The organism is Bacillus sp. E214, from assembly GCF_008087365.1.
GTDB lineage: Bacteria > Bacillota > Bacilli > Bacillales > Pradoshiaceae > Pradoshia.
Genome location: NZ_VENN01000002.1, coordinates 1 through 21,319 on the forward strand (window position 1 = coordinate 1; position 21,319 = coordinate 21,319).

19 protein-coding genes and 1 rRNA gene are annotated in these 21,319 nt (G+C 37.2%); 11 read left to right on the forward strand and 9 right to left on the reverse strand.

The genetic code is table 11. The features are described from left to right. From FHY47_RS09345 to dnaA, 8 genes are all read right to left on the reverse strand, one after another. Positions 1–318 (reverse strand): 16S ribosomal RNA (locus tag FHY47_RS09345); the annotation flags it as partial. A 505-nt stretch (positions 319–823) separates the two neighbouring features. After that, positions 824–3,376 carry a DNA gyrase subunit A gene (gyrA, locus tag FHY47_RS09350; protein WP_066109750.1) on the reverse strand — a complete coding sequence of 851 codons (2,553 nt, stop codon included), beginning with the start codon at positions 3,374–3,376 and terminating at the stop codon, positions 824–826. A gap of 147 nt (positions 3,377–3,523) precedes the next feature. Beyond that, positions 3,524–5,446 carry a DNA topoisomerase (ATP-hydrolyzing) subunit B gene (gene gyrB, locus FHY47_RS09355; protein ID WP_066109747.1) on the reverse strand — a complete coding sequence of 641 codons (1,923 nt, stop codon included), beginning with the start codon at positions 5,444–5,446 and terminating at the stop codon, positions 3,524–3,526. Positions 5,447–5,503: 57 nt separating this feature from the next. Beyond that, positions 5,504–5,740, reverse strand: a complete 237-nt coding sequence (remB, locus tag FHY47_RS09360) for an extracellular matrix regulator RemB (RefSeq protein WP_066109744.1) — start codon at positions 5,738–5,740, stop codon at positions 5,504–5,506. A 10-nt stretch (positions 5,741–5,750) separates the two neighbouring features. Then, positions 5,751–6,869: a DNA replication/repair protein RecF gene (gene recF, locus FHY47_RS09365; RefSeq protein WP_066109741.1), complete on the reverse strand. Its 1,119-nt coding sequence runs from the start codon at positions 6,867–6,869 to the stop codon at positions 5,751–5,753. 18 nt (positions 6,870–6,887) lie between these two features. Beyond that, a complete protein-coding gene (yaaA, locus tag FHY47_RS09370; RefSeq protein WP_066109738.1) occupies positions 6,888–7,103 on the reverse strand; it encodes a S4 domain-containing protein YaaA in 216 nt (71 codons plus the stop codon). A gap of 114 nt (positions 7,104–7,217) precedes the next feature. Next, positions 7,218–8,351 (reverse strand): DNA polymerase III subunit beta, encoded by a 1,134-nt coding sequence (gene dnaN / locus FHY47_RS09375; RefSeq protein ID WP_066109733.1) that lies wholly within the window; start codon positions 8,349–8,351, stop codon positions 7,218–7,220. Between the two features lie 208 nt (positions 8,352–8,559). Next, positions 8,560–9,912, reverse strand: a complete 1,353-nt coding sequence (gene dnaA / locus FHY47_RS09380; protein ID WP_066109730.1) for a chromosomal replication initiator protein DnaA — start codon at positions 9,910–9,912, stop codon at positions 8,560–8,562. A 582-nt stretch (positions 9,913–10,494) separates the two neighbouring features. Here dnaA and rpmH point away from each other — a divergent pair. From rpmH to FHY47_RS09430, 10 genes are all read left to right on the forward strand, one after another. Further along, positions 10,495–10,629 carry a 50S ribosomal protein L34 gene (rpmH, locus tag FHY47_RS09385; RefSeq protein ID WP_066109727.1) on the forward strand — a complete coding sequence of 45 codons (135 nt, stop codon included), beginning with the start codon at positions 10,495–10,497 and terminating at the stop codon, positions 10,627–10,629. Positions 10,630–10,832: 203 nt separating this feature from the next. Continuing rightward, the gene (rnpA, locus tag FHY47_RS09390; protein WP_066109724.1) at positions 10,833–11,174 is read left to right on the forward strand and encodes a ribonuclease P protein component; all 342 of its coding nucleotides are present in this window, start codon (positions 10,833–10,835) and stop codon (positions 11,172–11,174) included. Positions 11,175–11,313: 139 nt separating this feature from the next. Continuing rightward, entirely contained in the window at positions 11,314–12,087 is a 774-nt protein-coding gene (gene spoIIIJ, locus FHY47_RS09395; RefSeq protein WP_066109790.1) for a YidC family membrane integrase SpoIIIJ, read from the forward strand. Further along, complete coding sequence (gene jag, locus FHY47_RS09400; RefSeq protein WP_066109723.1) at positions 12,084–12,704, forward strand: RNA-binding cell elongation regulator Jag/EloR; 621 nt, start codon at positions 12,084–12,086, stop codon at positions 12,702–12,704. The genes spoIIIJ and jag overlap by 4 nt, the downstream gene beginning before the upstream one ends. A 352-nt stretch (positions 12,705–13,056) precedes the next feature. Then, positions 13,057–14,442: a tRNA uridine-5-carboxymethylaminomethyl(34) synthesis GTPase MnmE gene (gene mnmE, locus FHY47_RS09405; protein WP_066109720.1), complete on the forward strand. Its 1,386-nt coding sequence runs from the start codon at positions 13,057–13,059 to the stop codon at positions 14,440–14,442. A gap of 12 nt (positions 14,443–14,454) precedes the next feature. Continuing rightward, positions 14,455–16,344, forward strand: coding sequence for a tRNA uridine-5-carboxymethylaminomethyl(34) synthesis enzyme MnmG (mnmG, locus tag FHY47_RS09410; protein WP_066109717.1), 1,890 nt, complete (start codon positions 14,455–14,457; stop codon positions 16,342–16,344). Between the two features lie 11 nt (positions 16,345–16,355). Next, a complete protein-coding gene (gene rsmG, locus FHY47_RS09415; RefSeq protein WP_066109714.1) occupies positions 16,356–17,072 on the forward strand; it encodes a 16S rRNA (guanine(527)-N(7))-methyltransferase RsmG in 717 nt (238 codons plus the stop codon). A 138-nt stretch (positions 17,073–17,210) separates the two neighbouring features. Further along, positions 17,211–18,092 carry a nucleoid occlusion protein gene (gene noc / locus FHY47_RS09420; protein ID WP_066109711.1) on the forward strand — a complete coding sequence of 294 codons (882 nt, stop codon included), beginning with the start codon at positions 17,211–17,213 and terminating at the stop codon, positions 18,090–18,092. Between the two features lie 182 nt (positions 18,093–18,274). Next, positions 18,275–19,036 (forward strand): ParA family protein, encoded by a 762-nt coding sequence (locus FHY47_RS09425; protein WP_066109709.1) that lies wholly within the window; start codon positions 18,275–18,277, stop codon positions 19,034–19,036. Then, positions 19,029–19,871: a ParB/RepB/Spo0J family partition protein gene (locus tag FHY47_RS09430; protein WP_066109707.1), complete on the forward strand. Its 843-nt coding sequence runs from the start codon at positions 19,029–19,031 to the stop codon at positions 19,869–19,871. Before FHY47_RS09425 ends, FHY47_RS09430 begins: the two co-directional genes overlap by 8 nt. 30 nt (positions 19,872–19,901) lie before the next feature. Here the strand turns inward: FHY47_RS09430 and yyaC are convergent, their stop codons facing one another. Then, positions 19,902–20,540: a spore protease YyaC gene (gene yyaC / locus FHY47_RS09435; RefSeq protein WP_066109705.1), complete on the reverse strand. Its 639-nt coding sequence runs from the start codon at positions 20,538–20,540 to the stop codon at positions 19,902–19,904. A 546-nt stretch (positions 20,541–21,086) separates the two neighbouring features. Between yyaC and FHY47_RS09440 the strand changes: the two genes are divergently transcribed. Further along, positions 21,087–21,284 carry a DUF951 domain-containing protein gene (locus tag FHY47_RS09440; RefSeq protein ID WP_066109702.1) on the forward strand — a complete coding sequence of 66 codons (198 nt, stop codon included), beginning with the start codon at positions 21,087–21,089 and terminating at the stop codon, positions 21,282–21,284. Positions 21,285–21,319 lie beyond the last annotated feature (35 nt).

The window sequence follows — 21,319 nt, forward strand, 5'->3', positions numbered from 1 at the left end:
GGCCGATCACCCTCTCAGGTCGGCTACGCATCGTTGCCTTGGTGAGCCGTTACCTCACCAACTAGCTAATGCGCCGCGGGCCCATCCCTAAGTGTTAGCCGAAGCCAACTTTCCTTCCAACACCATGAGGTGTTGGAAACTATTCGGTATTAGCACCGGTTTCCCGGAGTTATCCCAATCTTAGGGGCAGGTTGCCCACGTGTTACTCACCCGTCCGCCGCTAATCGTTGGGAGCAAGCTCCCTCAGATTCGCTCGACTTGCATGTATTAGGCACGCCGCCAGCGTTCGTCCTGAGCCAGGATCAAACTCTCCGAAAGATGTTTGATCTAGCTAAATTTTAAAGCAAATTGACGAGATTTTAAAAATCTCTTGTTTTTAGACTTGCTTGGCGTTTCGTTTTGTTTAGTTTTCAAAGAACAATCTGTTTTGTTGTCGTTTTGGCGACTTAACTATCATATCAAGTTAGCAACCTTTTGTCAACAACTTTTTTTATTTAATGTTTGTGCATCCCGGTGTTTCCCGGTCAGCTAAATCAGTATATCAATTCCCAGGCAGGAATGCAACACTTTTTTATAAAAAACTATAAAACAAATATAATCAACTAATCGTATTAGCTTAAAGGTTTTAACTCTGCCTCTCTTATCATCTCCAATCTACAGATGAATGCTGTTATTAGCATGTATCAACTCCATATAAACAGCATAATATGATACGACCTCAAACCAATTTCTTTAAACAATCATTTATAAAAACAACACCTCTTTTAAAAAGAGGTGTTGTTAGTAAAAGCTATTTTGTATATACCAAATGTATTATCTCCTATTATTCTTCTTCAGGTGAATCCAGTGGTTCAACATCCGTGCCTTGTTCTGTTTGTTCTTCTGATTGTATTTCTGTTTGTTCTACTGTTTCTTCCTGCTCGTCATCCTCAGGAGAGTCTTCTTCTTTTTGTACCTTAGCTACTGTAGACACATATTGATCATCACCTGATTCAAGTCTGATCAATTTAACACCCATTGTATTTCTTCCTAAACGGGAGATCTGTCCAACATCCATACGAATAATAACACCCGCAGCAGTAATAACCATTAAATCTTCTTCACCTGTAACAGTTTTTACAGATACTAATGAACCAGTTTTATCGGTTATATTGCAGGTTTTAATTCCTTTACCGCCACGACTTTGAATTCTATATTCTTCTTCTCCGGTACGTTTTCCATACCCATTGCGAGTAACGATTAATATATCATCATTTTCTTCGAGTATATCCATACCTACTACTTCATCATTCTCGCTTAAAGTGATTCCTTTCACACCCGTTGCTGTACGTCCCATTGAACGCACATCAGTTTCTGGGAATCGGATCAATTGACCATCTTTTGTTCCAATGATGATGTTCCGGGTGCCATCTGTTAGTTTAACGGAAATCAATTCATCGTTATCACGCAAACCAACTGCAATCAATCCGTTATTTCTAATATTGGCAAAAGAAGATAATGGGGAACGTTTAGAAATCCCTTGTTTAGTAGTAAAGAATAAGAACCAATCGTCCACAAATTCTTCAACTGGGATAATTGCATTAATCCACTCATCTTTTTCAATTTCAAGTAAGTTTATAATTGGCAGACCTTTAGCTGTCCGTCCATATTCAGGTATTTCATACCCCTTCGAACGATATACTTTCCCTTTATTAGTAAAGAAGAGAATTGTATCATGCGTTGAAGTTGTTAGCAGATGCTCAACAAAGTCATCTTCATTGGTACCCATTCCCTGAATACCTCGTCCTCCACGACGCTGACTTCTGTATGTGGATGCTGGCAGTCGCTTGATATACCCTTTATTCGTTAAAGAGATAACGATATTCTCTTGAGGGATTAAGTCTTCATCCTCAATATGTTCCAGACCGGCCAAGACAATTTCTGTTCTTCTTTCGTCATTAAACCGTTCTTTAATTTCAGTTAACTCTTCACGAATTAAGTCAAGCAACTTTTCTTCATCAGCAAGAATGGCTCTTAACTCGCCAATCAATGTCATAAGCTCTTTATATTCGTTTTCGATTTTATCTCGTTCTAAACCTGTTAACCTTTGCAGACGCATATCCAAGATCGCCTGAGCTTGCTTTTCAGTCAATTCGAATTTAGTCATTAATCCTTCTCTGGCAATATCAGTAGTTTGAGAGCCACGGATTAAGGCTATAATTTCATCAATATGATCAAGTGCAATTCGTAGTCCTTCTAAAATATGCGCTCTTGCTTCTGCTTTACGAAGTTCAAATTGCGTTCTTCTGCGAATAATTACCTTCTGATGTTCCAAATAGTAATAAAGCATTTGTTTCAGATTCAGAACCTTCGGCTGGTCATCAACAAGAGAGAGCATGTTGATGCCAAAGGTTGTTTGCATTGCTGTATGCTTATATAAATTATTTAAAAGTACGTTTGCATTCGTGTCTCTTCTTAATTCAATTACGATACGCATACCATTACGGTCTGACTCATCCCGTAAATCTGTAATACCTTCAATTTTCTTGTCACGTACCAAGTCTGCAATACGTTCAACCAGTTTGGCTTTGTTCACTTGGTATGGAAGTTCCGTTACAATAATGACCTGTTTACCGTTTTGTTTCTCTTCAATAAACGATCTTGCCCTTAACGTGATGGAACCACGACCAGTTTCATAAGCTTTACGAATACCGCTTCTTCCTAAAATTTGACCTGCAGTTGGAAAGTCCGGACCCGGAATAATTTCCATCAATTCCTGTATGGAGATCTCAGGGTCTTTACTTAAAGCAAGCACACCATCAATGACCTCTCCTAACTGATGTGGAGGAATATTCGTAGCCATACCAACCGCAATTCCAGAAGAGCCATTTACAAGCAGGTTAGGAAAACGTGATGGAAGTACCACTGGTTCCTTTTCTGAACCATCGTAGTTGTCTCGGTAATCGATTGTATCCTTGTTTAAGTCTCTAACTAACTCCATTGATATTTTTGACATACGGGCTTCTGTATAACGCATTGCCGCAGCTGAATCACCATCAACAGATCCAAAGTTACCATGCCCCTCAACCAGCATATATCTAAGGTTGAAATCCTGAGCCATACGGACCATCGTGTCGTAGACTGCCGTATCACCATGAGGATGGTATTTACCGATAACTTCACCAACGATACGTGCCGATTTCTTAAATGCTTTATCCGACGTCATACCTAAATCATTCATAGCGTACAATACACGCCTATGCACAGGCTTCAACCCATCACGAACATCCGGAAGTGCTCTGGCTACGATAACACTCATAGCATAATCCAAGAATGATGTTCGCATTTCCTGACTTATATTTATTTCTTTAACCCTCGAGTTTTCCATTTCCGCCATGGAATTACCTCCTCTTATCCGCAAAATCCAGTTATACATGTAAAAAGACAGGATAGATGTTGTCTATCCTGCAGAAAAGATGTATGGATCGCTATTCCCCAATTCAATAACAATCCCATTGAAGTCATACTTAAAAATCAATCGAATTTATATATCTAGATTCTTAACTTGTAACGCATTTTCTTCAATGAAATTCCGACGCGGTTCGACTTTGTCGCCCATAAGCATTTCAAAGGTTTCATCTGCATCGATTGCATCTTCTAGACTAACCTGCAACAATGTTCTGTGCTCCGGATCCATCGTTGTATCCCATAACTGTGTTGCATTCATTTCACCCAAACCTTTATAACGCTGTAGACCAGGTTTTGGCTGGCTAGGGAGCTCACTCATAATACTTTCCAGCTCTCGATCATTATAAGCATACATTATACGCTTGCCTTGCTGTATTTTGTATAACGGTGGCTGAGCAATATAGATATAACCATTTTCAATAATCGGTCGCATATAACGATAGAAGAACGTCAACAATAAGGTTCTGATATGGGCACCGTCGACATCGGCATCAGTCATGATGACAACTTTATGATATCGTGCCTTCGTAATATCAAAATCCTCACCAATACCAGTTCCCAGAGCTGTTACAATCATTCTGATCTCTTGATTGCCAAGAATTCTATCCAGACGCGCTTTTTCCACGTTTAGTATTTTACCGCGTAAAGGCAAAATGGCCTGGAAGTGTCGATCACGGCCAGATTTTGCCGATCCGCCAGCAGAATCACCCTCAACGATGTAAATTTCGCTAATGGATGGATCTTTTGAAGAACAGTCAGCCAATTTCCCTGGTAAGTTGGAAATCTCCAATGCACTCTTTCTTCTTGTTAGCTCTCTAGCCTTTTTGGCTGCTGCTCTCGCTCTGGCAGCCATTAATCCTTTATCGATAATTTTTCTTGCGACACTAGGATTTTCAAGCATGAATTTCTCCATTTTTTCAGAGAAAATGGAGTCAGTAATCGTTCTTGCCTCAGAGTTACCAAGTTTAGTTTTCGTTTGTCCTTCGAACTGCGGATCAGGGTGTTTGATCGATACAATCGCAGTTAGGCCTTCGCGAACATCTTCACCGGTTAAATTTTGGTCATTTTCCTTGAAAATGCCGTATTTCCTTGCATAATCATTTATTACACGAGTTAAGGCTGTTTTAAATCCAGATTCGTGTGCTCCACCTTCATAGGTATGGATATTATTAGCAAATGAATAAATATTACTTGTAAAACTATCATTGTATTGCAAAGCAACCTCAACAGAAATCCCATCTTTAGCACCCTCGACATAGATTGGTTCTTCGTGAAGTACCTCTCTCGTACGATTTAGATGTTCTACATAGGATTTAATGCCGCCTTCATAGTAATATTCATTTTCTTTACCATCTTCACGTTCATCCTTAATCGTGATTTTAATACCACGGTTTAAGAAGGCTAATTCCCTTAACCTTACCGCCAAAATCTCATATTCATATATAAGAGTTTCCGTAAAAATTTCACCATCAGGTTTAAATGTAATAGTTGTACCAGTACGATCGGATTCGCCTAAAATCTCAAGCTCGCCTTTTGGTGTACCTCTTTCAAAACGTTGAAGATGAATTTTCCCTTCACGTTCTACTTGGACAGACAATTCAGTAGACAGGGCATTAACAACTGAAGCACCCACACCATGAAGACCGCCGGAGACTTTGTAGCCTCCACCGCCAAATTTACCACCGGCATGTAAAGTTGTCATAATGACTTCTACTGCAGGACGGCCTACTTTTTCGTGTATACCAACAGGAATACCACGACCATTATCCTTAACCGTAATACTATTGTCTTTATTGATGAATACATTGATTTCATCACAATATCCTGCCAGTGCTTCATCAATACTGTTATCAACAATTTCCCAGACTAAATGGTGAAGCCCTCTGGAACTTGTGGAACCAATATACATACCAGGCCTTTTACGTACTGCCTCTAGCCCTTCAAGTATTTGTATCTGGTTTTCATCATAGGATTCTTTTTGTATTTCTTTTTGCTCCATTGTCAAACCATTTCACCTACACTTTTCATGCATTTATTTCGTATCTTATCGATTGTGTTACAACGTAGACATCTTTGCTGATTTTCTTTTCAAAGCAGTTAGTCCAATTGGTGAGAGATAGATGTGATGAACTGTAACCACAATTGATTTTGTATTACCTTCAGCCAGATCAATAACTTTATTTTCATCTAAAAATCTCTGTAATACAGGTGAATCTGTTAGCATTTTGGCATCAAGTGCCGTAACTAGTTCACTAGTCTTAATTACAGTATCATTTCCGACATGAAGATACATCTTAACCACCTCATTTCAATCTGGACATTGTTCCGCTTTTCACTTGAAAGGTTGCAGCTTCTCTCAATGTTTGATGATCGATTCCGTCTACACTTGTAGTCGTTACAAAGGTTTGTACCTTACCTTGAATGGTATTCAACAAATGCGATTGTCTGTAATCATCCAATTCAGATAGAACATCATCAAGCAAAAGAATTGGATATTCATTGATTTCTGAATGAATCAGCTCAATTTCAGCTAATTTTAAAGATAAGGCTGTTGTTCTTTGCTGGCCTTGCGACCCAAACGTTTGCACATCATGACCATTGACGAAGAATTGCAGGTCATCTCTATGTGGACCAATTAATGTTGTGCCTCGTTCTTTTTCTCTAGTACTTATTTTATCAAATTTTTCCTGAAATCTTTCTACTATTTTCGACAAGTCCATAGATTCTGATACCTCTATGGATGGTTTATATTGAATATCCAGCGTTTCTAGACCTCTAGAAATGCCTTTATGGATAGGTTTTGCCCAATTCTTAAGCAATTCAAGAAACTCAAACCTCTTTAAAAGAATTCTTGCAGCATAATGAATGAATTGGTCATTTAGAACCGCAAGCATAGCATCGTCAGCTCTTTTGCTCAGCTGTGCTTGCCTCAAAAACGCATTACGTTGATTGAGAATCTTTTGGTATTGGTTTATATCATGTAAATAAACAGGCGATACTTGTCCTATTTCCATATCTATAAAGCGTCTTCTGATTAAAGGGCTGCCCTTCACCAGGTTTAAGTCCTCCGGAGCAAACATAATCACATTCATATTGCCGATATACTGGCTCAAACGCTTTTGCTCCAAATGATTACTTTTAGCTTTTTTGCCTTTTTTGGAAATAATCAATTCCATAGGAAGAGGTCCTCTGTTTTTCAGTACTCTTCCCTCTATTTTAGCATATTCCTGGTCCCATCGAATAAGATCTTTATCATTGGAGGTGCGGTGAGATTTAGCCATGGCCAGTACATACATAGCTTCCATCACATTTGTTTTTCCTTGAGCATTTTCGCCCAGTATAACATTCACCTTATTTTCAAATTCGGCGGTCAGACTTTCATAGTTTCTATAATGTTGAAGACTAATCTTTTCAAGATACATATCTTTAGATCCTTTACTTTAATCCGTAATAATATAGGAACCGACATCCGGGATTTCAATACGGTCTCCAACCCGGAGCTTTCTGCCTCTGCGAACATCCAGTTCACCATTCACGTATACCTCATATTCTGAAAGAAACCATTTTGCGTTCCCGCCAGAGTCGATAATACTCGCTAATTTTAAAAATTGCCCGAGGGTAATATACTCGGTTTGAATACGTATTGATTCCATCATAATAATCCCACCTGTAAAAGTCTCTAAAAGTTTATTTTACTAAAAAATTTGGTTTTGCACAAAAAGAACCTGTTTCGATGCATATCCAAAAACAGGTTCTCAAAAATTTTTAAATCAATATGTTCTAACAGGCAGTATTAACTGCAGCATACTATCGTCATCTACACCTTTAAGAACAAATGGTCTCATCGCTCCAGTAAAATTAATAGTCACTTCTGTTACATTCAAGGCTTTTAGGGCATCCATCATATATTTCGCACTAAAGGATATTTTTAATTCCTCTCCCTCAATCGTTTGAGTAACAATTTCCTCAGTTACTGTACCAACCTCTGGTGTATGAGAGGAAATTTCAATATAGGAATTTCCCATTGTAGAAAGCTTAACAACATTATTTCTGCTTTCTCTCGCTAATAAAGAAGCACGATCAATGGCATGAAGAAGTTCCTTTGTATTTATTCTAACATCTGTTTTGCTTTCATTCGGTATTAATCGAGAAGTGTCTGGATAATTACCCTCTAATAATCTGGAGAAGAATAATAAATTTTTTGATTTAAACAGTACCTGATTTTCTGTAAATATAATTTTTATTTCTTCATCCGTGTCATCGAGGATTTTACTTAATTCACTTAAGCTCTTTCCAGGGACGACTACACTGTAGCTATCACCATTCCCATTAATCACCGTTTTTCTCATAGCCAAACGATGGCTATCTGTTGCAATACAGATTAATTGCCCATCTTCTATGCGCCAGTTTACACCTGTCAACACAGGGCGTGTTTCTGAGGTGGACACTGCGAAAATAGTTTGACGGATAATATTTTTTAATAAATCGATTGGCATAGAATACATATGCTGTTCTTCCATTTGAGGAAGCTGTGGATAATCTTCAGCATTTAGTCCGTTTAGTTTATATTCAGCTTTTCCTGAACGAATAATTGTTTGCAGGTGTGCATATACTTCCAAATCAACTGTGCTCTCTGGAAGTTTTTTTACGATTTCAGCAAAGAAACGAGCCGGTAAAACGATTGATCCAGACTCTTTAATTTCAACTAGTTCATTGCCTTCTTCTTCTGCTGGAATGAATGATTCAATAGAGATATCAGAATCACTTCCTGTTAAAGTGACCCCTTCTTCATTTGCTTTAATTTTTATTCCAGTAAGAATTGGTATCGTTGTACGGGTTGATACCGCTTTAAGAACATCAGTAACACTTTGGACCAGACGGTCGCGCTGAATCGTAATTTTCATAAGTAATCCTCCCAGTATGATGATTGATTTTAGATACATATTTATTAATTTATTTATAAAAATAAAAGAAGAAGTAATAGTAGGGCCTGTGGAAATGTGGATAACTCAACTATTTGACCGAAAAACAGTCTATCCACATGTGGACAGACTGTGAGTAATCTTGATAGCAACTTAATTGATTATCAACAGTTAGTAACTGCTTCGTTGATCAGTGATTGTTAAGTTTTAAAGTAATTTCCTTAATATGATCCTGTAGCTGAGAATCGATTTGTAAAAGCTTAGATATTTTTTCATGTGCATGTATAACAGTTGTATGGTCACGTCCTCCAAATTCTTCACCTATTTTGGGCAATGAAGAGTCCGTAAGCTCTCTGGACAAATACATAGCAATCTGCCTAGGGAAGGCAACTGATTTTGTCCGTTTTTTAGCTTTAAAATCATCTAATTTTACATTAAAGTATTCTCCAACTGTCCTCTGAATATCCGATATAGCGATAATTTTTGGTTTCGAATTCGGAATGATATCCTTTAGAGCTTCGGCAGCTAAGTCTGCGTTAATATCCTTATTTATTAAGGAAGAATAGGCTACCACTCTTATTAGGGCTCCTTCGAGCTCACGAATGTTGGAATCGATTTGGTTGGCTATATAAATCATAACTTCATTCGAAATATCCAGTCGTTCAGCTTTTGCTTTCTTCCGCAGGATCGCAATCCTTGTTTCGAGATCTGGTGGTGTAATATCAGTAATCAGACCCCATTCAAAACGAGACCGCAACCGATCTTCAAGAGTCGGAATCTCTTTCGGAGGACGATCACTTGAGATAACGATTTGCTTACTTTCCTCGTGGAGTGCATTAAACGTATGGAAAAATTCCTCCTGAGTCGATTCTTTTCCAGCTAAAAATTGAATATCATCAATTAGCAGTACATCGACATTCCGGTATTTATTACGGAAATCTTCAGCACGGTTATCTCGGATTGAATTAATAAATTCATTTGTAAATTTCTCGGATGACAAATAAACCACTTTAGCTGATGGGTTGTGCTCCAATACATAATGGCCGATAGCATGCATTAAATGTGTTTTACCAAGTCCAACTCCCCCATAAATAAATAGAGGATTATAGGCTTTAGCCGGAGCTTCCGCTACAGCCAAGGATGCTGCATGGGCAAAACGGTTGCCGGAACCAATAACGAAAGTATCAAAAGTATACTTTGGTATTAATAAGGTTTGAGGTATCTCATGCTGATCGTCATCTGATTTTCTAACCCTTTTGGCCGGTGCTGGTAAATCATATTCTTCTTCCCTTTGGTTGTGAGGAATAATGAATTTAACTTCCAATTGTTCGCCTGTAGTTTCGTATAAAACCTCACCTATTACATCTGAGTAACGTTCCTCTAGCCAATCTCGGGCAAACTCGTTTGGCGCAATTACTGTGAGTGTATCCTTTTTTAAAGAATAAGCTTTTGTAGACTTCAGCCAGGTTTCAAAGCTTGGCTTGCTTATTTTCTTTTCTAATATTGATAATGAGTGCTTCCATAGCTCATCTATATTTTTCACTCGTCAATCCTCCTTCAAAGACAGCCAAACCACAATAAACTTGAATTAAAACAATATAAATAGGAAATGTATAAATATAAAAAACAATGTATAAGGAACATTATGGGGAATATAGGTTTTCGACAATATCCACTTCCTGTGGACAAAGTTATACGCTCCTGTGTAAAATCCTATCCACAACTTATTAACAATCTGTGGATAATTATTTATGTGGATAAGTTATTAAGAATGAAAACAAAAAATATGATATCAAAAATTTGCTTGAGTTGCAACGTTTTTTGTTATTTATCCACAAGACTCAGTGAATGGGGATGAAAGTTTTCCACAAGAAGTGGGTTTGTGCAAAACCTGTCGAAAAGGGGTGTGGATTGTTAAATAGTGATAATTTAATTATCCACAACCTATCCATAGAGAACAAGGTAAATTTTAAAAATGAAATTTAAGCGATCCATATAAATTTATTTATTTGTAAATCAGAAGGTAGTTTTTAATGTTTGAAAGTATAAGTTGACAATTACGTATCACCATCTATATAATTGTAAAGACTGTCTTTAACTGTAATCCTCAGGGAGGTGTACTAATATGAAAAGAACGTACCAACCAAATAAACGTAAACACAGCAAAGTTCATGGGTTCCGTGCCCGCATGAGCACAAAAAACGGACGTCGTGTTCTTGCAGCTCGTCGTCGTAAAGGAAGAAAAGTATTATCTGCCTAGACCACTGACCATTTCAGTGGTCTTTTTTTAAGCTTATAGCGTTTTTTAATGATTAAGATGAGAAATAGATCAAAGTTATATACAGATTGGCGTTTTAATAATGCGTAAATTTGTTAATGATGTACAATGGAAATATAATGGGATTAGAAATAAATCGAAACCCATTTAAAAGTTGAACGTATGTGTTAGGTGCAGGTGGATATATGAACAAAGAGCGCAGGATTAAAAAGAATCAGGATTTCCAGGAAGTATTTAAAAAAGGTAAATCTTTTGCGAACAGGCAATTTGTTATTTACGTATTAAAGAAGGAACAGACAAACTTTCGTCTGGGTCTTTCAGTGAGTAAGAAAATTGGCAATGCAGTGACACGGAACCGTGTTAAACGTTATGTAAGGCAATCCTTTTTAGAGCTTGATGATCGAATCATGAAGGGGAATGATTACATCATTGTTGCAAGAAAACCGACCTCAGAAATGGACTTCCATGAATCGAAAGCGAGTCTAATCCATGTATTAAAGCGTGCTGGCGTCTTGAGAAAAATGTAGTGTAGGTTTTCTGTTATAAAAAAGCCTAAAACATTTAGGCGTAGACATCTAAAAGATGTTAAAATACATTCATTGGCATATAAGAGGTATTAATGCCTCTTAAGTAGTTAGGAGGAAATAAGGCTTGAAGAAGAAACATATGCTTCTCTTTGGTTCGGTTGTTTTTCTCATTGCTGTTCTATCAGGATGTAGTGAAGTCAATCAACCAATAGATTCAGAAAGTACTGGTATCTGGAATCAATACTTTGTTTATCCGCTTTCCTGGCTGATAATCAAAATGGCTGAGTTATTAGGTAATAAATATGGAATATCGATTATTCTGGTCACAATTTTGGTTAGATTATTGATTTTACCATTGATGATTAAACAAATTAAAAGTACAAAAGCGATGCAGGCTATTCAACCGGAAATGAATAGATTGAAAGAGAAATACAGCTCTAAGGATGCTGAAACTCAACAAAAACTGCAGCAGGAAACAATGGCTTTGTTCCAAAAACATGGGGTAAACCCATTGGCAGGATGTTTGCCGATTTTTGTTCAAATGCCGATTTTGATTGCGTTCTATCACGCAATTATGAGAACAACTGAAATTGCTAATCATAGTTTCCTATGGTTTGATTTAGGCGACAAGGATCCATACTTTATCCTTCCGCTAATTGCAGGTGCAACAACCTTTATTCAACAAAAAATATCCATGGTTGGACAGGATGATAATCCAACTATGCAAATGATGCTATATATTATGCCGATTATGATTATTGTGTTCGCAATTAACTTCCCGGCAGCACTATCTTTATACTGGGTTGTTGGTAATATTTTCTCGATTGCCCAAACTTACTTCATTAAAGGGCCTGATTTAAAGCAAGCAAAAGCCGATAAATCAAATGTAAAAGCCGGAGGTAAGAAAAAGTGAAACAAGTAACCGCTACAGCCCAAACAGTTAATGAAGCTGTTGAATCTGCTCTTAAGGAATTAAATACAACGAAGGAAAAGACTGAAATCCAAGTTGTAGATGAAGGGAAAAAAGGTTTTTTAGGCCTGTTTGGCTCAAGACCGGCTATCGTGAAGGTGACTGTAAAGCATGATCCGTTAGCAGAAGCAAAACAATTCATCGAGAATGTAGCAGAAAAAATGGGTGCAGAGGTACATGTTCATCATAAGCAAGAAGGCAAAGTTGTTACATTTGAGTTATCTGGTGAGAAAATAGCCATGCTGATTGGAAAAAGGGGACAAACATTAAATTCCCTTCAATACCTGACTCAGCTTGTAGTAAATAAGAACTCTACCCAATATCTAACGATCATGCTCGATGCAGAGGATTACCGGAGCCGAAGAAATGAAGCTTTAGTTAATCTTTCGGAAAAAATGGCTAATAAAGCTATCTATACAAAAAAAGAAGTTTCATTGGAGCCCATGCCATCATTTGAAAGAAAAGTGATTCATACGGCGCTGATGAATAATAAAAAAGTCAAAACGTACTCTGCTGGTACTGAACCACATCGTCATATCGTGATTTCGCCAAATAAATAGCGTGAACAAAATCTCCGAATGATTTCGGAGATTTTTTTTTGAATGCTTCCAGTTATAATTGATTGAATTTATCGGCTTTTAATAATTAAAAGAACTGGACTTTCTGATATCTAAACGAGTGTATTAGGGCAAAGTAGATATAAGGTGAAAAAAATATAAGAACAGAGTTCACAATTTAGCTGAATAATTTATATCTAAAAGGAAGATTGTGCTTAGATTCTTGTTATTCACATGTGGATAAGTTAAAATTATACGTACTGCATTTTAGTGGTTGTGGATAAGAGCGGCGGGTACAAATGGTATGTGTCGATTATTATAGATTTTTAATTTTGTTATGAAAGGAGTATAGGTCATGGATTTTGATACAATTGCTGCGATATCAACTCCGATGGGAGAGGGAGCAATCGGAATTGTTCGTATAAGCGGAGATGAGGCAATAAGTATCGCAGACTCTGTTTATCGGAGCCCTAAAGGGAAGAGATTGACTGATGTGCCAAGTCATACGATACACTATGGAAATATCATAGATCCTAAAACGAATACCATTATAGAAGAAGTAATGGTGACCGTTTTAAAAGCTCCAAATACATTTACTCGTGAAGATATCGTCGAAATTAATTGCCATGGCGGTTTAGTTTCCGTGAATAGAGTACTTCAGCTTATCTTAAGACAGGGAGCTACTTTAGCCGAGCCTGGAGAGTTTACAAAACGGGCGTTTTTAAATGGAAGAATTGATTTGTCTCAAGCGGAAGCTGTAATGGATTTAATCAGAGCGAAGACAGATAAAGCGATGAATGTAGCTTTAGGGCAAGTTGAAGGTAAACTGTCAAGATTGATAAAGAAATTGCGCCAGGATATCCTTGAAACACTAGCTCAGGTGGAGGTTAATATAGATTACCCTGAATATGATGATGTGGAGGAAATGACTCACCACTTATTTAAGGAACGCTGTGAATATGTCAGTGGGGAAATTGAAAAATTACTACAAACCAGTCATCAGGGGAAAATTTTAAGAGAAGGTATTTCAACCGTAATTGTCGGCAGACCTAACGTAGGAAAGTCTTCCTTATTAAATAGTTTGGTACAGGAAAATAAAGCAATTGTTACAGATATTCCAGGAACCACAAGGGATGTCATTGAAGAATATGTTAATGTAAGGGGAGTACCGCTTCGTTTGGTGGATACTGCCGGAATACGTGAAACAGAAGATATAGTAGAGCGTATCGGAGTGGAACGTTCCAGAGAGGTATTAAAGAAAGCAGATTTAATACTTCTTGTGCTAAATCATGCAGAAGAATTTACAGAAGAAGACCAACGTTTGTTTGAAGCTGTCAATGGGATGGATGTCATTGTGCTTATTAACAAAACAGATCTTCCTGGAAAGCTTGAAATTGATAAAGTTAAAGCTGTTGCAAAGAACTATTCGATTATTTTAACATCGCTAAAAGAGGATAAAGGTGTAGATGACTTAGAGGAAGCTATTTCTGGACTTTTCTTTGAGGGAAATTTAAATTCCGGCGATGCGACATATGTATCTAATTCACGTCATATAGCCCTTTTGAATAAAGCAAAACAGGCAATTGATGATGCACTGGATGGCATTAATGCCGGTGTACCAATTGATCTGGTTCAAATCGATTTAACAAAGTCATGGGAACTATTAGGGGAAGTTATTGGAGAAAGTGTCCATGAGAGTTTAATCAATCAGTTGTTTTCGCAGTTTTGTCTTGGGAAATAAGGAGGTAAAACAATGGCATATCATGCTGGTGAATATGATGTAATAGTAATAGGAGCAGGTCATGCGGGGAGTGAAGCAGGTCTTGCTGCTGCCAGACAAGGGGCTAAAACACTTGTATTAACAATTAATTTGGATATGGTTGCATTTATGCCCTGTAATCCATCAGTTGGTGGTCCTGCAAAAGGGATCGTAGTCAGAGAGATTGATGCTCTTGGTGGAGAAATGGGTAAAAATATTGATAAGACCCATATTCAAATGAGAATGCTCAATACAGGTAAGGGTCCGGCTGTGCGTGCGTTAAGAGCACAGGCAGATAAATTCGCCTATCAGAACGAAATGAAAAAAACGCTCGAAAATGAAAAGAATCTAACCCTCATGCAAGGGATGGTTGATCGCTTACTTATTGAGGATGGGGAATGTAAGGGCGTTATTACACAGACAGGGGCTATCTATCATTCAAAAGCAGTTGTTATTACAACAGGGACTTTTTTACGCGGAGAAATTATTTTAGGAGAATTAAAATACTCCAGCGGTCCAAATAATCAACAACCATCCATCAAGCTATCTGAACACCTTGAAGAGCTTGGATTAGATTTAGTCCGTTTTAAAACAGGTACACCGCCAAGAGTGAACGGTGATACAATTGATTACAATAAAACTGAAATACAACCTGGGGACGATGTACCAAGGGCATTTTCCTATGAGACAACGACCTATATTACGGATCAGTTGCCATGTTGGCTGACATACACAAATGAAGGAACACATACGATTATCGATAATAATTTACATCGCTCTCCTATGTATTCTGGAATGATTAAGGGTACTGGACCGCGTTACTGTCCATCAATAGAAGATAAAGTAGTTCGTTTTAATGATAAGCCACGCCATCAAATCTTCCTTGAACCGGAAGGCAGAGACACGAATGAAGTATATGTACAAGGGCTTTCAACAAGTTTGCCGGAAGATGTTCAAAAGGAAATCCTGGCAACCATACCGGGGCTCGAAAATGTACAGATGATGCGGGCTGGCTATGCAATTGAGTATGATGCTATCGTACCAACACAGCTCTGGCCGACATTAGAAACAAAAAATATTAAAAATTTATATACTGCTGGCCAAATTAATGGTACATCAGGTTATGAAGAAGCTGCTGGACAGGGGCTAATGGCTGGGATCAATGCAGGCCGCAGAGCTCTGAATGAAGAGGAGATTATTCTGAGCCGTTCGGATGCCTATATTGGGGTTCTGATTGATGACCTGGTTACGAAGGGAACGAATGAGCCTTATAGATTGCTTACATCCCGTGCTGAATATCGTTTATTGCTGAGACATGATAATGCAGACCTGAGATTAACAGAAATAGGCCATCGCATTGGATTGATCAGTGAGGACCGTTATGAACGCTTCTTGACTAAAAAGCAAGCTATTCAGAATGAAATCGAAAGGCTGGCTGCTACCATCATTAAACCAAATGAAACTACCCAATCTTATTTAAGAGAATGGGGAAGCAGTGAACTAAAGGATGGCATTCGCGGCAATGACCTGCTTAGAAGGACAGAATTATCGTACAAACATATCAGTCAATTAATTCCTGCAGAGAGTGAAGTTCCTGAGGATGTAGCAGAGCAGGTGGAAATACAGGTTAAATATGAGGGTTATATTGAAAAGTCGATTCAGCAAGTAGAAAAGCTGAAGAAAATGGAAAACAAAAGAATCCCTGATTTAATTGATTATGACGCTATTACAGGGCTTGCTTCTGAAGCACGTCAGAAATTAAAACAGGTTCGTCCATTATCTATGGCCCAAGCTTCACGTATATCAGGTGTTAACCCAGCTGATATTTCTATCTTGCTCGTTTATATTGAACAAGGGAAAATTGCAAAAATACCCCAAAATTAAGAGGTAAATAAATGAACATATCAGAATTTAAACATGCATTAGAGGAGAAGGGAATTGTTCTTTCTCCATCTCAGCTTGACCAATTCGAAACGTATTTTAAGCTTTTGGTAGAATGGAATGAAAAAGTAAATCTGACAGCTATTACGGATAAAGAAGAGGTTTATTTGAAACATTTCTATGATTCCATCTCACCATCTTTCTTTATTGATTTTAATCAGGATCTTTCTTTATGTGATGTTGGAGCGGGAGCAGGGTTTCCCAGTATACCACTAAAGATTTGCTTTCCATCAATAAAATTGTCTATTGTAGATTCTTTAAATAAGCGGATTACCTTTTTAAAAACCTTAACAGATGAGCTGGGTTTACAGGATGTCAATTTATATCATGATCGTGCAGAAACATTTGGTAAATTAGCAGCACACCGGGAACAATATGATTATGTTACGGCTAGAGCAGTTGCCAGATTATCGGTTTTAAGCGAGTTATGCCTTCCATTAGTAAAAAAAGGAGGCAAATTTATCGCTTTAAAAGGTGCCGGTGCTGATGATGAAGTATTGGCAGGGAAAAAGGCGTTGACAATTTTAGGTGGTAAAATGGATCAGGACTTTTATTTCCAACTGCCAAAGGAAGACAGCAAACGTCATATTATCTTAATAGATAAAGTAAAAGAAACGCCAAAAAAATATCCACGAAAACCGGGAACACCAAATAAGCAGCCATTAGAGTAAACTTTATTGAGACGGATATTCTAAAAAACGGTATAATAAAGATAGTTATTACCAAAAAATGAGACAATCTGAACTTATTTAAATATGATTTTTGCCAATGATTAAGCTAGTTGGAAGTTTTTTAAAGGTGGTGTAGGGATGACAAAACATCCTTTTTCACGTTTTTTTGGACTTGGAGATAAAGAACAAAATGTTGACAGGGAATCGGAAATTGAGACGGAAAAAGAAGAAATAAACCATGACGAAATCCATAAATTACCTATTTCTTCAATTGTACCAAATCGTTTTCAACCAAGAAGTATTTTTGATGATGAGAAAATTGAAGAACTTGCTCTGACTATAGAAACGCATGGAATTATTCAACCCATTGTTGTCAGAGAAATCCATGATGGACAATTTGAAATAATTGCCGGTGAACGTCGATACCGAGCCATAAGTAAATTGGGTTGGGATAAAATTCCTGCCATTATTAATAATCTCTCAGACACTGAAACAGCATCTGTTGCTTTAATAGAGAACCTTCAACGTGAGGAATTATCTCCTATTGAAGAAGCTGTGGCATACAGTAAATTAATTGAACTGCATCAATTGACCCAGGAAGGTCTTGCAAACAGGCTTGGAATAGGACAATCTACGGTTGCCAATAAAATCCGTTTACTTAAATTGCCGCAGGTGGTTCAGAATGCGGTCATGCAAAAGGCAATCACAGAAAGACATGCACGCTCCTTAATCCCATTAAAAGATCCTGAAAAACAGGCGAAGCTTGTCGAAGAAATTATTGATAAAGGACTGAATGTGAAGCAGACAGAGGAACGAGTCAACAAACTGCTTTCAGCTGATGAAGACAAAAAGCCTCGTGCCATCCGAAAAGCATTCAGTAAGGATATGCGCATAGCGGTAAATACTATCCGTCAATCAATGAGCATGGTTAAGGATAATGGAATTAACTTAGACTCAGAGGAAACAGAGTTTGATGATTTTTATCAAATTACAATCCGTATTCCAAAAAAGAGGAAATAATAGTTTGATTAATTGATAACTTGGCAATCCGATAGGTTGCCAGTTTTTTTTATATAATCAAAACTTTTTACAAAAATCGATACTTTCTGTGTGATAATTTTAAATATATGAACTTTGAAAAATAGAAACATGTTAAAATAGAAACGTTATAAGTCTGAATGTAAAGTGAGGCAGGTGACAACATGGGAAAAGTAATATCTATTGCAAACCAAAAAGGAGGAGTTGGTAAAACAACAACCTCAGTTAATTTGGGGGCCTGCTTGGCGTACATAGGAAAGAAAGTTTTGCTAGTCGATGTTGATCCACAAGGAAATGCGACCAGTGGAGTAGGGATAGAGAAGGCTGATGTTGAACAATGCATTTATGATGTACTTATTGATGATGTGGATGTTGCTGATGTTATTAAGGCAACGAAAGTTGAAAACCTAGATGTCATACCGGCTACTATTCAACTTGCAGGTGCTGAAATAGAATTGGTTCCTACCATATCCAGAGAAGTACGCTTGAAAAGAGCGTTAGAAGCAGTCGTTAATGAGTATGATTATATTATTATTGATTGCCCTCCATCTTTAGGTTTATTAACTCTAAATTCCCTTACAGCATCTGATGCTGTGCTTATACCTGTGCAATGTGAATACTACGCCCTTGAAGGCCTCAGTCAATTACTTAATACGGTTAGATTAGTCCAGAAACATTTAAACCATGATTTAAAAATAGAGGGAGTATTATTAACCATGCTTGATGCCCGGACAAACCTGGGTATACAAGTCATAGATGAGGTTAAGAAGTACTTTCAGGATAAAGTATATAAAACGATCATTCCACGTACCGTACGTTTAAGTGAAGCACCAAGCCATGGTGAGCCGATTATTATTTATGATCCAAAGTCACGTGGAGCGGAAGTATATTTAGATTTGGCAAAGGAAGTGGTTGCAAATGGGTAAGGGATTGGGGAAAGGTCTTGATGCCCTTATTGCTAACATGGAAGTCAGCAAAGAAGAAGTGGTACAAGAGATTGCGATTAAAAATTTGCGGCCAAATCCATATCAACCAAGGAAATCTTTTCAGCCTGAAGCTATTGAAGAATTAAAGAACTCAATTCTTCAACATGGAATTTTACAGCCTCTGATTGTACGGAAAAGCAGTATTAAAGGCTATGAAATAGTGGCTGGAGAAAGGCGCTTTCGTGCTGCTAAAGAAGCAAAAATGAAAACTGTGCCTGCTGTAGTTCGTGAATTTGATGATCGACAAATGATGGAACTTGCTTTATTGGAAAATCTTCAAAGAGAAGATTTAAATCCAGTAGAGGAGGGTGCTGCTTATCAGTCATTATTGAGAAACCTTGATATCACTCAAGAAGAATTGGCGAAAAGAATGGGGAAAAGCCGACCTCATATAGCCAATCATATTCGATTGTTATCATTGCCTGCATTGATTCAGGATTATATTTCTCAAGGAAAATTATCAATGGGACATGGAAGAGCATTGTTAAGCCTGAAATCAAAAAAAGATATTAAACCTCTGGCTGATAAAGTAATTAAGGAAAATCTTAATGTTAGGCAATTAGAGGGGATCATTCAAGGTTTGAATGAAAGTGTTCCACGTGAAACAAAAAAAGTCCCTGCTAAGGATATATTTATTCAGGAAAGAGAAAATCAATTAAGAGAACGTTTCGGTACAACAGTTAATATTAAACAGAATAATAAGCGTGGGAAGATAGAAATAGAATTTTTCTCCAATGAGGATTTAGAGAGACTCCTTGAAATTTTAGAAAAATAAAAAACCATTTATATGGTTTTTTATTTTTCTCTATAAATTATTGTCATGTACCTTTTCTTCTTCGAAGTTCCAATTAAATGTTGTAGTTATGGAAGCGGCATGATTATAGGATAAACCGGCTAAATAAATACCTTTTGTAATAGCTTTAGCCATTTTTAAGACTAAATTTAAACGAGTATTTTGAAGCACAAAGTATTCCATAAATCCACTAACATTAACGATTCCTGTAATATGGGCTTCTCCCACATTGGGCAATTCTTTATTTACACCGGCACCAGGCTTTACAGGGCCTTTACCAACCTGGATAATTCCAACACTTTTAACTCTGCCAAGACAAGCGTCTATTCCAATAATAAATGGATTTTCATGTATGCTATGAATATAATTAAGTTTTTCTTGTAAATTCACAGCATGGATTGGATCCTCTAATGTACCATATATATAAAAATTGGGCAGTGTTTTCTCACTTAACAATGTTCCAATTAAAGGACCAAGTGAATCACCAGTTGAACGGTCTGTACCGATACAAACAATGACAACAGGACGTACTTTATGAGAAGGGAGGATTGTGAGTAATTCTCTAGAGATAACATGGTGGGCATTCTCTTCCTCATATGATATTCGATTTGTTGTATTGCGTTGTTCAAAAAAAGAAGGCCTCATGTTCATAATTACCACTCCTCTGCAAAAGTACTATCAGTATACGGAAAATATAGGGATTTTATACACTGAACTTTGGAATATTTTGCAGACTTTCGAATCCTATATTCTTCCCATCCGGTTATCAGGATGAAAATACTTGTCTTTTTATATACACTTTTTCCTTCCAAAGCTGAGATGTAGTAAAATGGTTAACGTTTCTTTTAAACAGATTGATTTATCATATGTATACCCAAGCATAAGGAATAAAGAAACATTGTCATTATTCATTTATATAGGTATTTAGATCCTAGTAGATTTGAATAAGTTATATTAAAAAAACATTTAGTTTCAATTCATATACCCAGGTAATAATAGTGAATGGTTCTTTATAGCGAATTTAGTGTGAAACGTTATTCTTATATGATGAAATGAAAGGAAAGAAATTAGAGAAACGGGAGTCTAGGTAGATTTCTGTTTATTCTGGATGTTGGTTTTAATTGGAGGTCTGGCCATATGCTGATATAATTCATGGATATAAAGGGAAAAGTTTAAATAATGGAGGATTAAAAAACTATGGATGATAAGGATTTTGGATTGAATGATGTTGTTGAAATGAAAAAGCCTCATCCATGTGGTATCAACCGCTGGAAGATTATTAGACTTGGTATGGACGTCCGAATTAAATGTGAAGGATGTGACCATAGTGTCATGTTGCCCCGTAAAGATTTTGTTAGGAAGATGAAAAAGATACTTCAGAAACACGAGGCATAATCTCAAAGCTTAATGTACAGCTTGTATGCTATCAT

Excerpts from the sequence above, each read along its gene's own strand:
- yyaC (WP_066109705.1), bottom strand. The coding sequence starts at position 20,540 with ATGAACATGAGGCCTTCTTTTTTTGAACAACGCAATACAACAAATCGA.
- yaaA (WP_066109738.1), bottom strand. The coding sequence starts at position 7,103 with ATGATGGAATCAATACGTATTCAAACCGAGTATATTACCCTCGGGCAA.
- gyrA (WP_066109750.1), bottom strand. The coding sequence starts at position 3,376 with ATGGCGGAAATGGAAAACTCGAGGGTTAAAGAAATAAATATAAGTCAG.
- FHY47_RS09430 (WP_066109707.1), top strand. The coding sequence starts at position 19,029 with ATGGGTAAGGGATTGGGGAAAGGTCTTGATGCCCTTATTGCTAACATG.
- rsmG (WP_066109714.1), top strand. The coding sequence starts at position 16,356 with ATGAACATATCAGAATTTAAACATGCATTAGAGGAGAAGGGAATTGTT.
- dnaN (WP_066109733.1), bottom strand. The coding sequence starts at position 8,351 with ATGAAAATTACGATTCAGCGCGACCGTCTGGTCCAAAGTGTTACTGAT.
- FHY47_RS09425 (WP_066109709.1), top strand. The coding sequence starts at position 18,275 with ATGGGAAAAGTAATATCTATTGCAAACCAAAAAGGAGGAGTTGGTAAA.
- noc (WP_066109711.1), top strand. The coding sequence starts at position 17,211 with ATGACAAAACATCCTTTTTCACGTTTTTTTGGACTTGGAGATAAAGAA.
- recF (WP_066109741.1), bottom strand. The coding sequence starts at position 6,869 with ATGTATCTTGAAAAGATTAGTCTTCAACATTATAGAAACTATGAAAGT.
- rnpA (WP_066109724.1), top strand. The coding sequence starts at position 10,833 with ATGAACAAAGAGCGCAGGATTAAAAAGAATCAGGATTTCCAGGAAGTA.
- mnmG (WP_066109717.1), top strand. The coding sequence starts at position 14,455 with ATGGCATATCATGCTGGTGAATATGATGTAATAGTAATAGGAGCAGGT.
- gyrB (WP_066109747.1), bottom strand. The coding sequence starts at position 5,446 with ATGGAGCAAAAAGAAATACAAAAAGAATCCTATGATGAAAACCAGATA.
- FHY47_RS09440 (WP_066109702.1), top strand. The coding sequence starts at position 21,087 with ATGGATGATAAGGATTTTGGATTGAATGATGTTGTTGAAATGAAAAAG.
- spoIIIJ (WP_066109790.1), top strand. The coding sequence starts at position 11,314 with ATGCTTCTCTTTGGTTCGGTTGTTTTTCTCATTGCTGTTCTATCAGGA.
- mnmE (WP_066109720.1), top strand. The coding sequence starts at position 13,057 with ATGGATTTTGATACAATTGCTGCGATATCAACTCCGATGGGAGAGGGA.
- rpmH (WP_066109727.1), top strand. The coding sequence starts at position 10,495 with ATGAAAAGAACGTACCAACCAAATAAACGTAAACACAGCAAAGTTCAT.
- remB (WP_066109744.1), bottom strand. The coding sequence starts at position 5,740 with ATGTATCTTCATGTCGGAAATGATACTGTAATTAAGACTAGTGAACTA.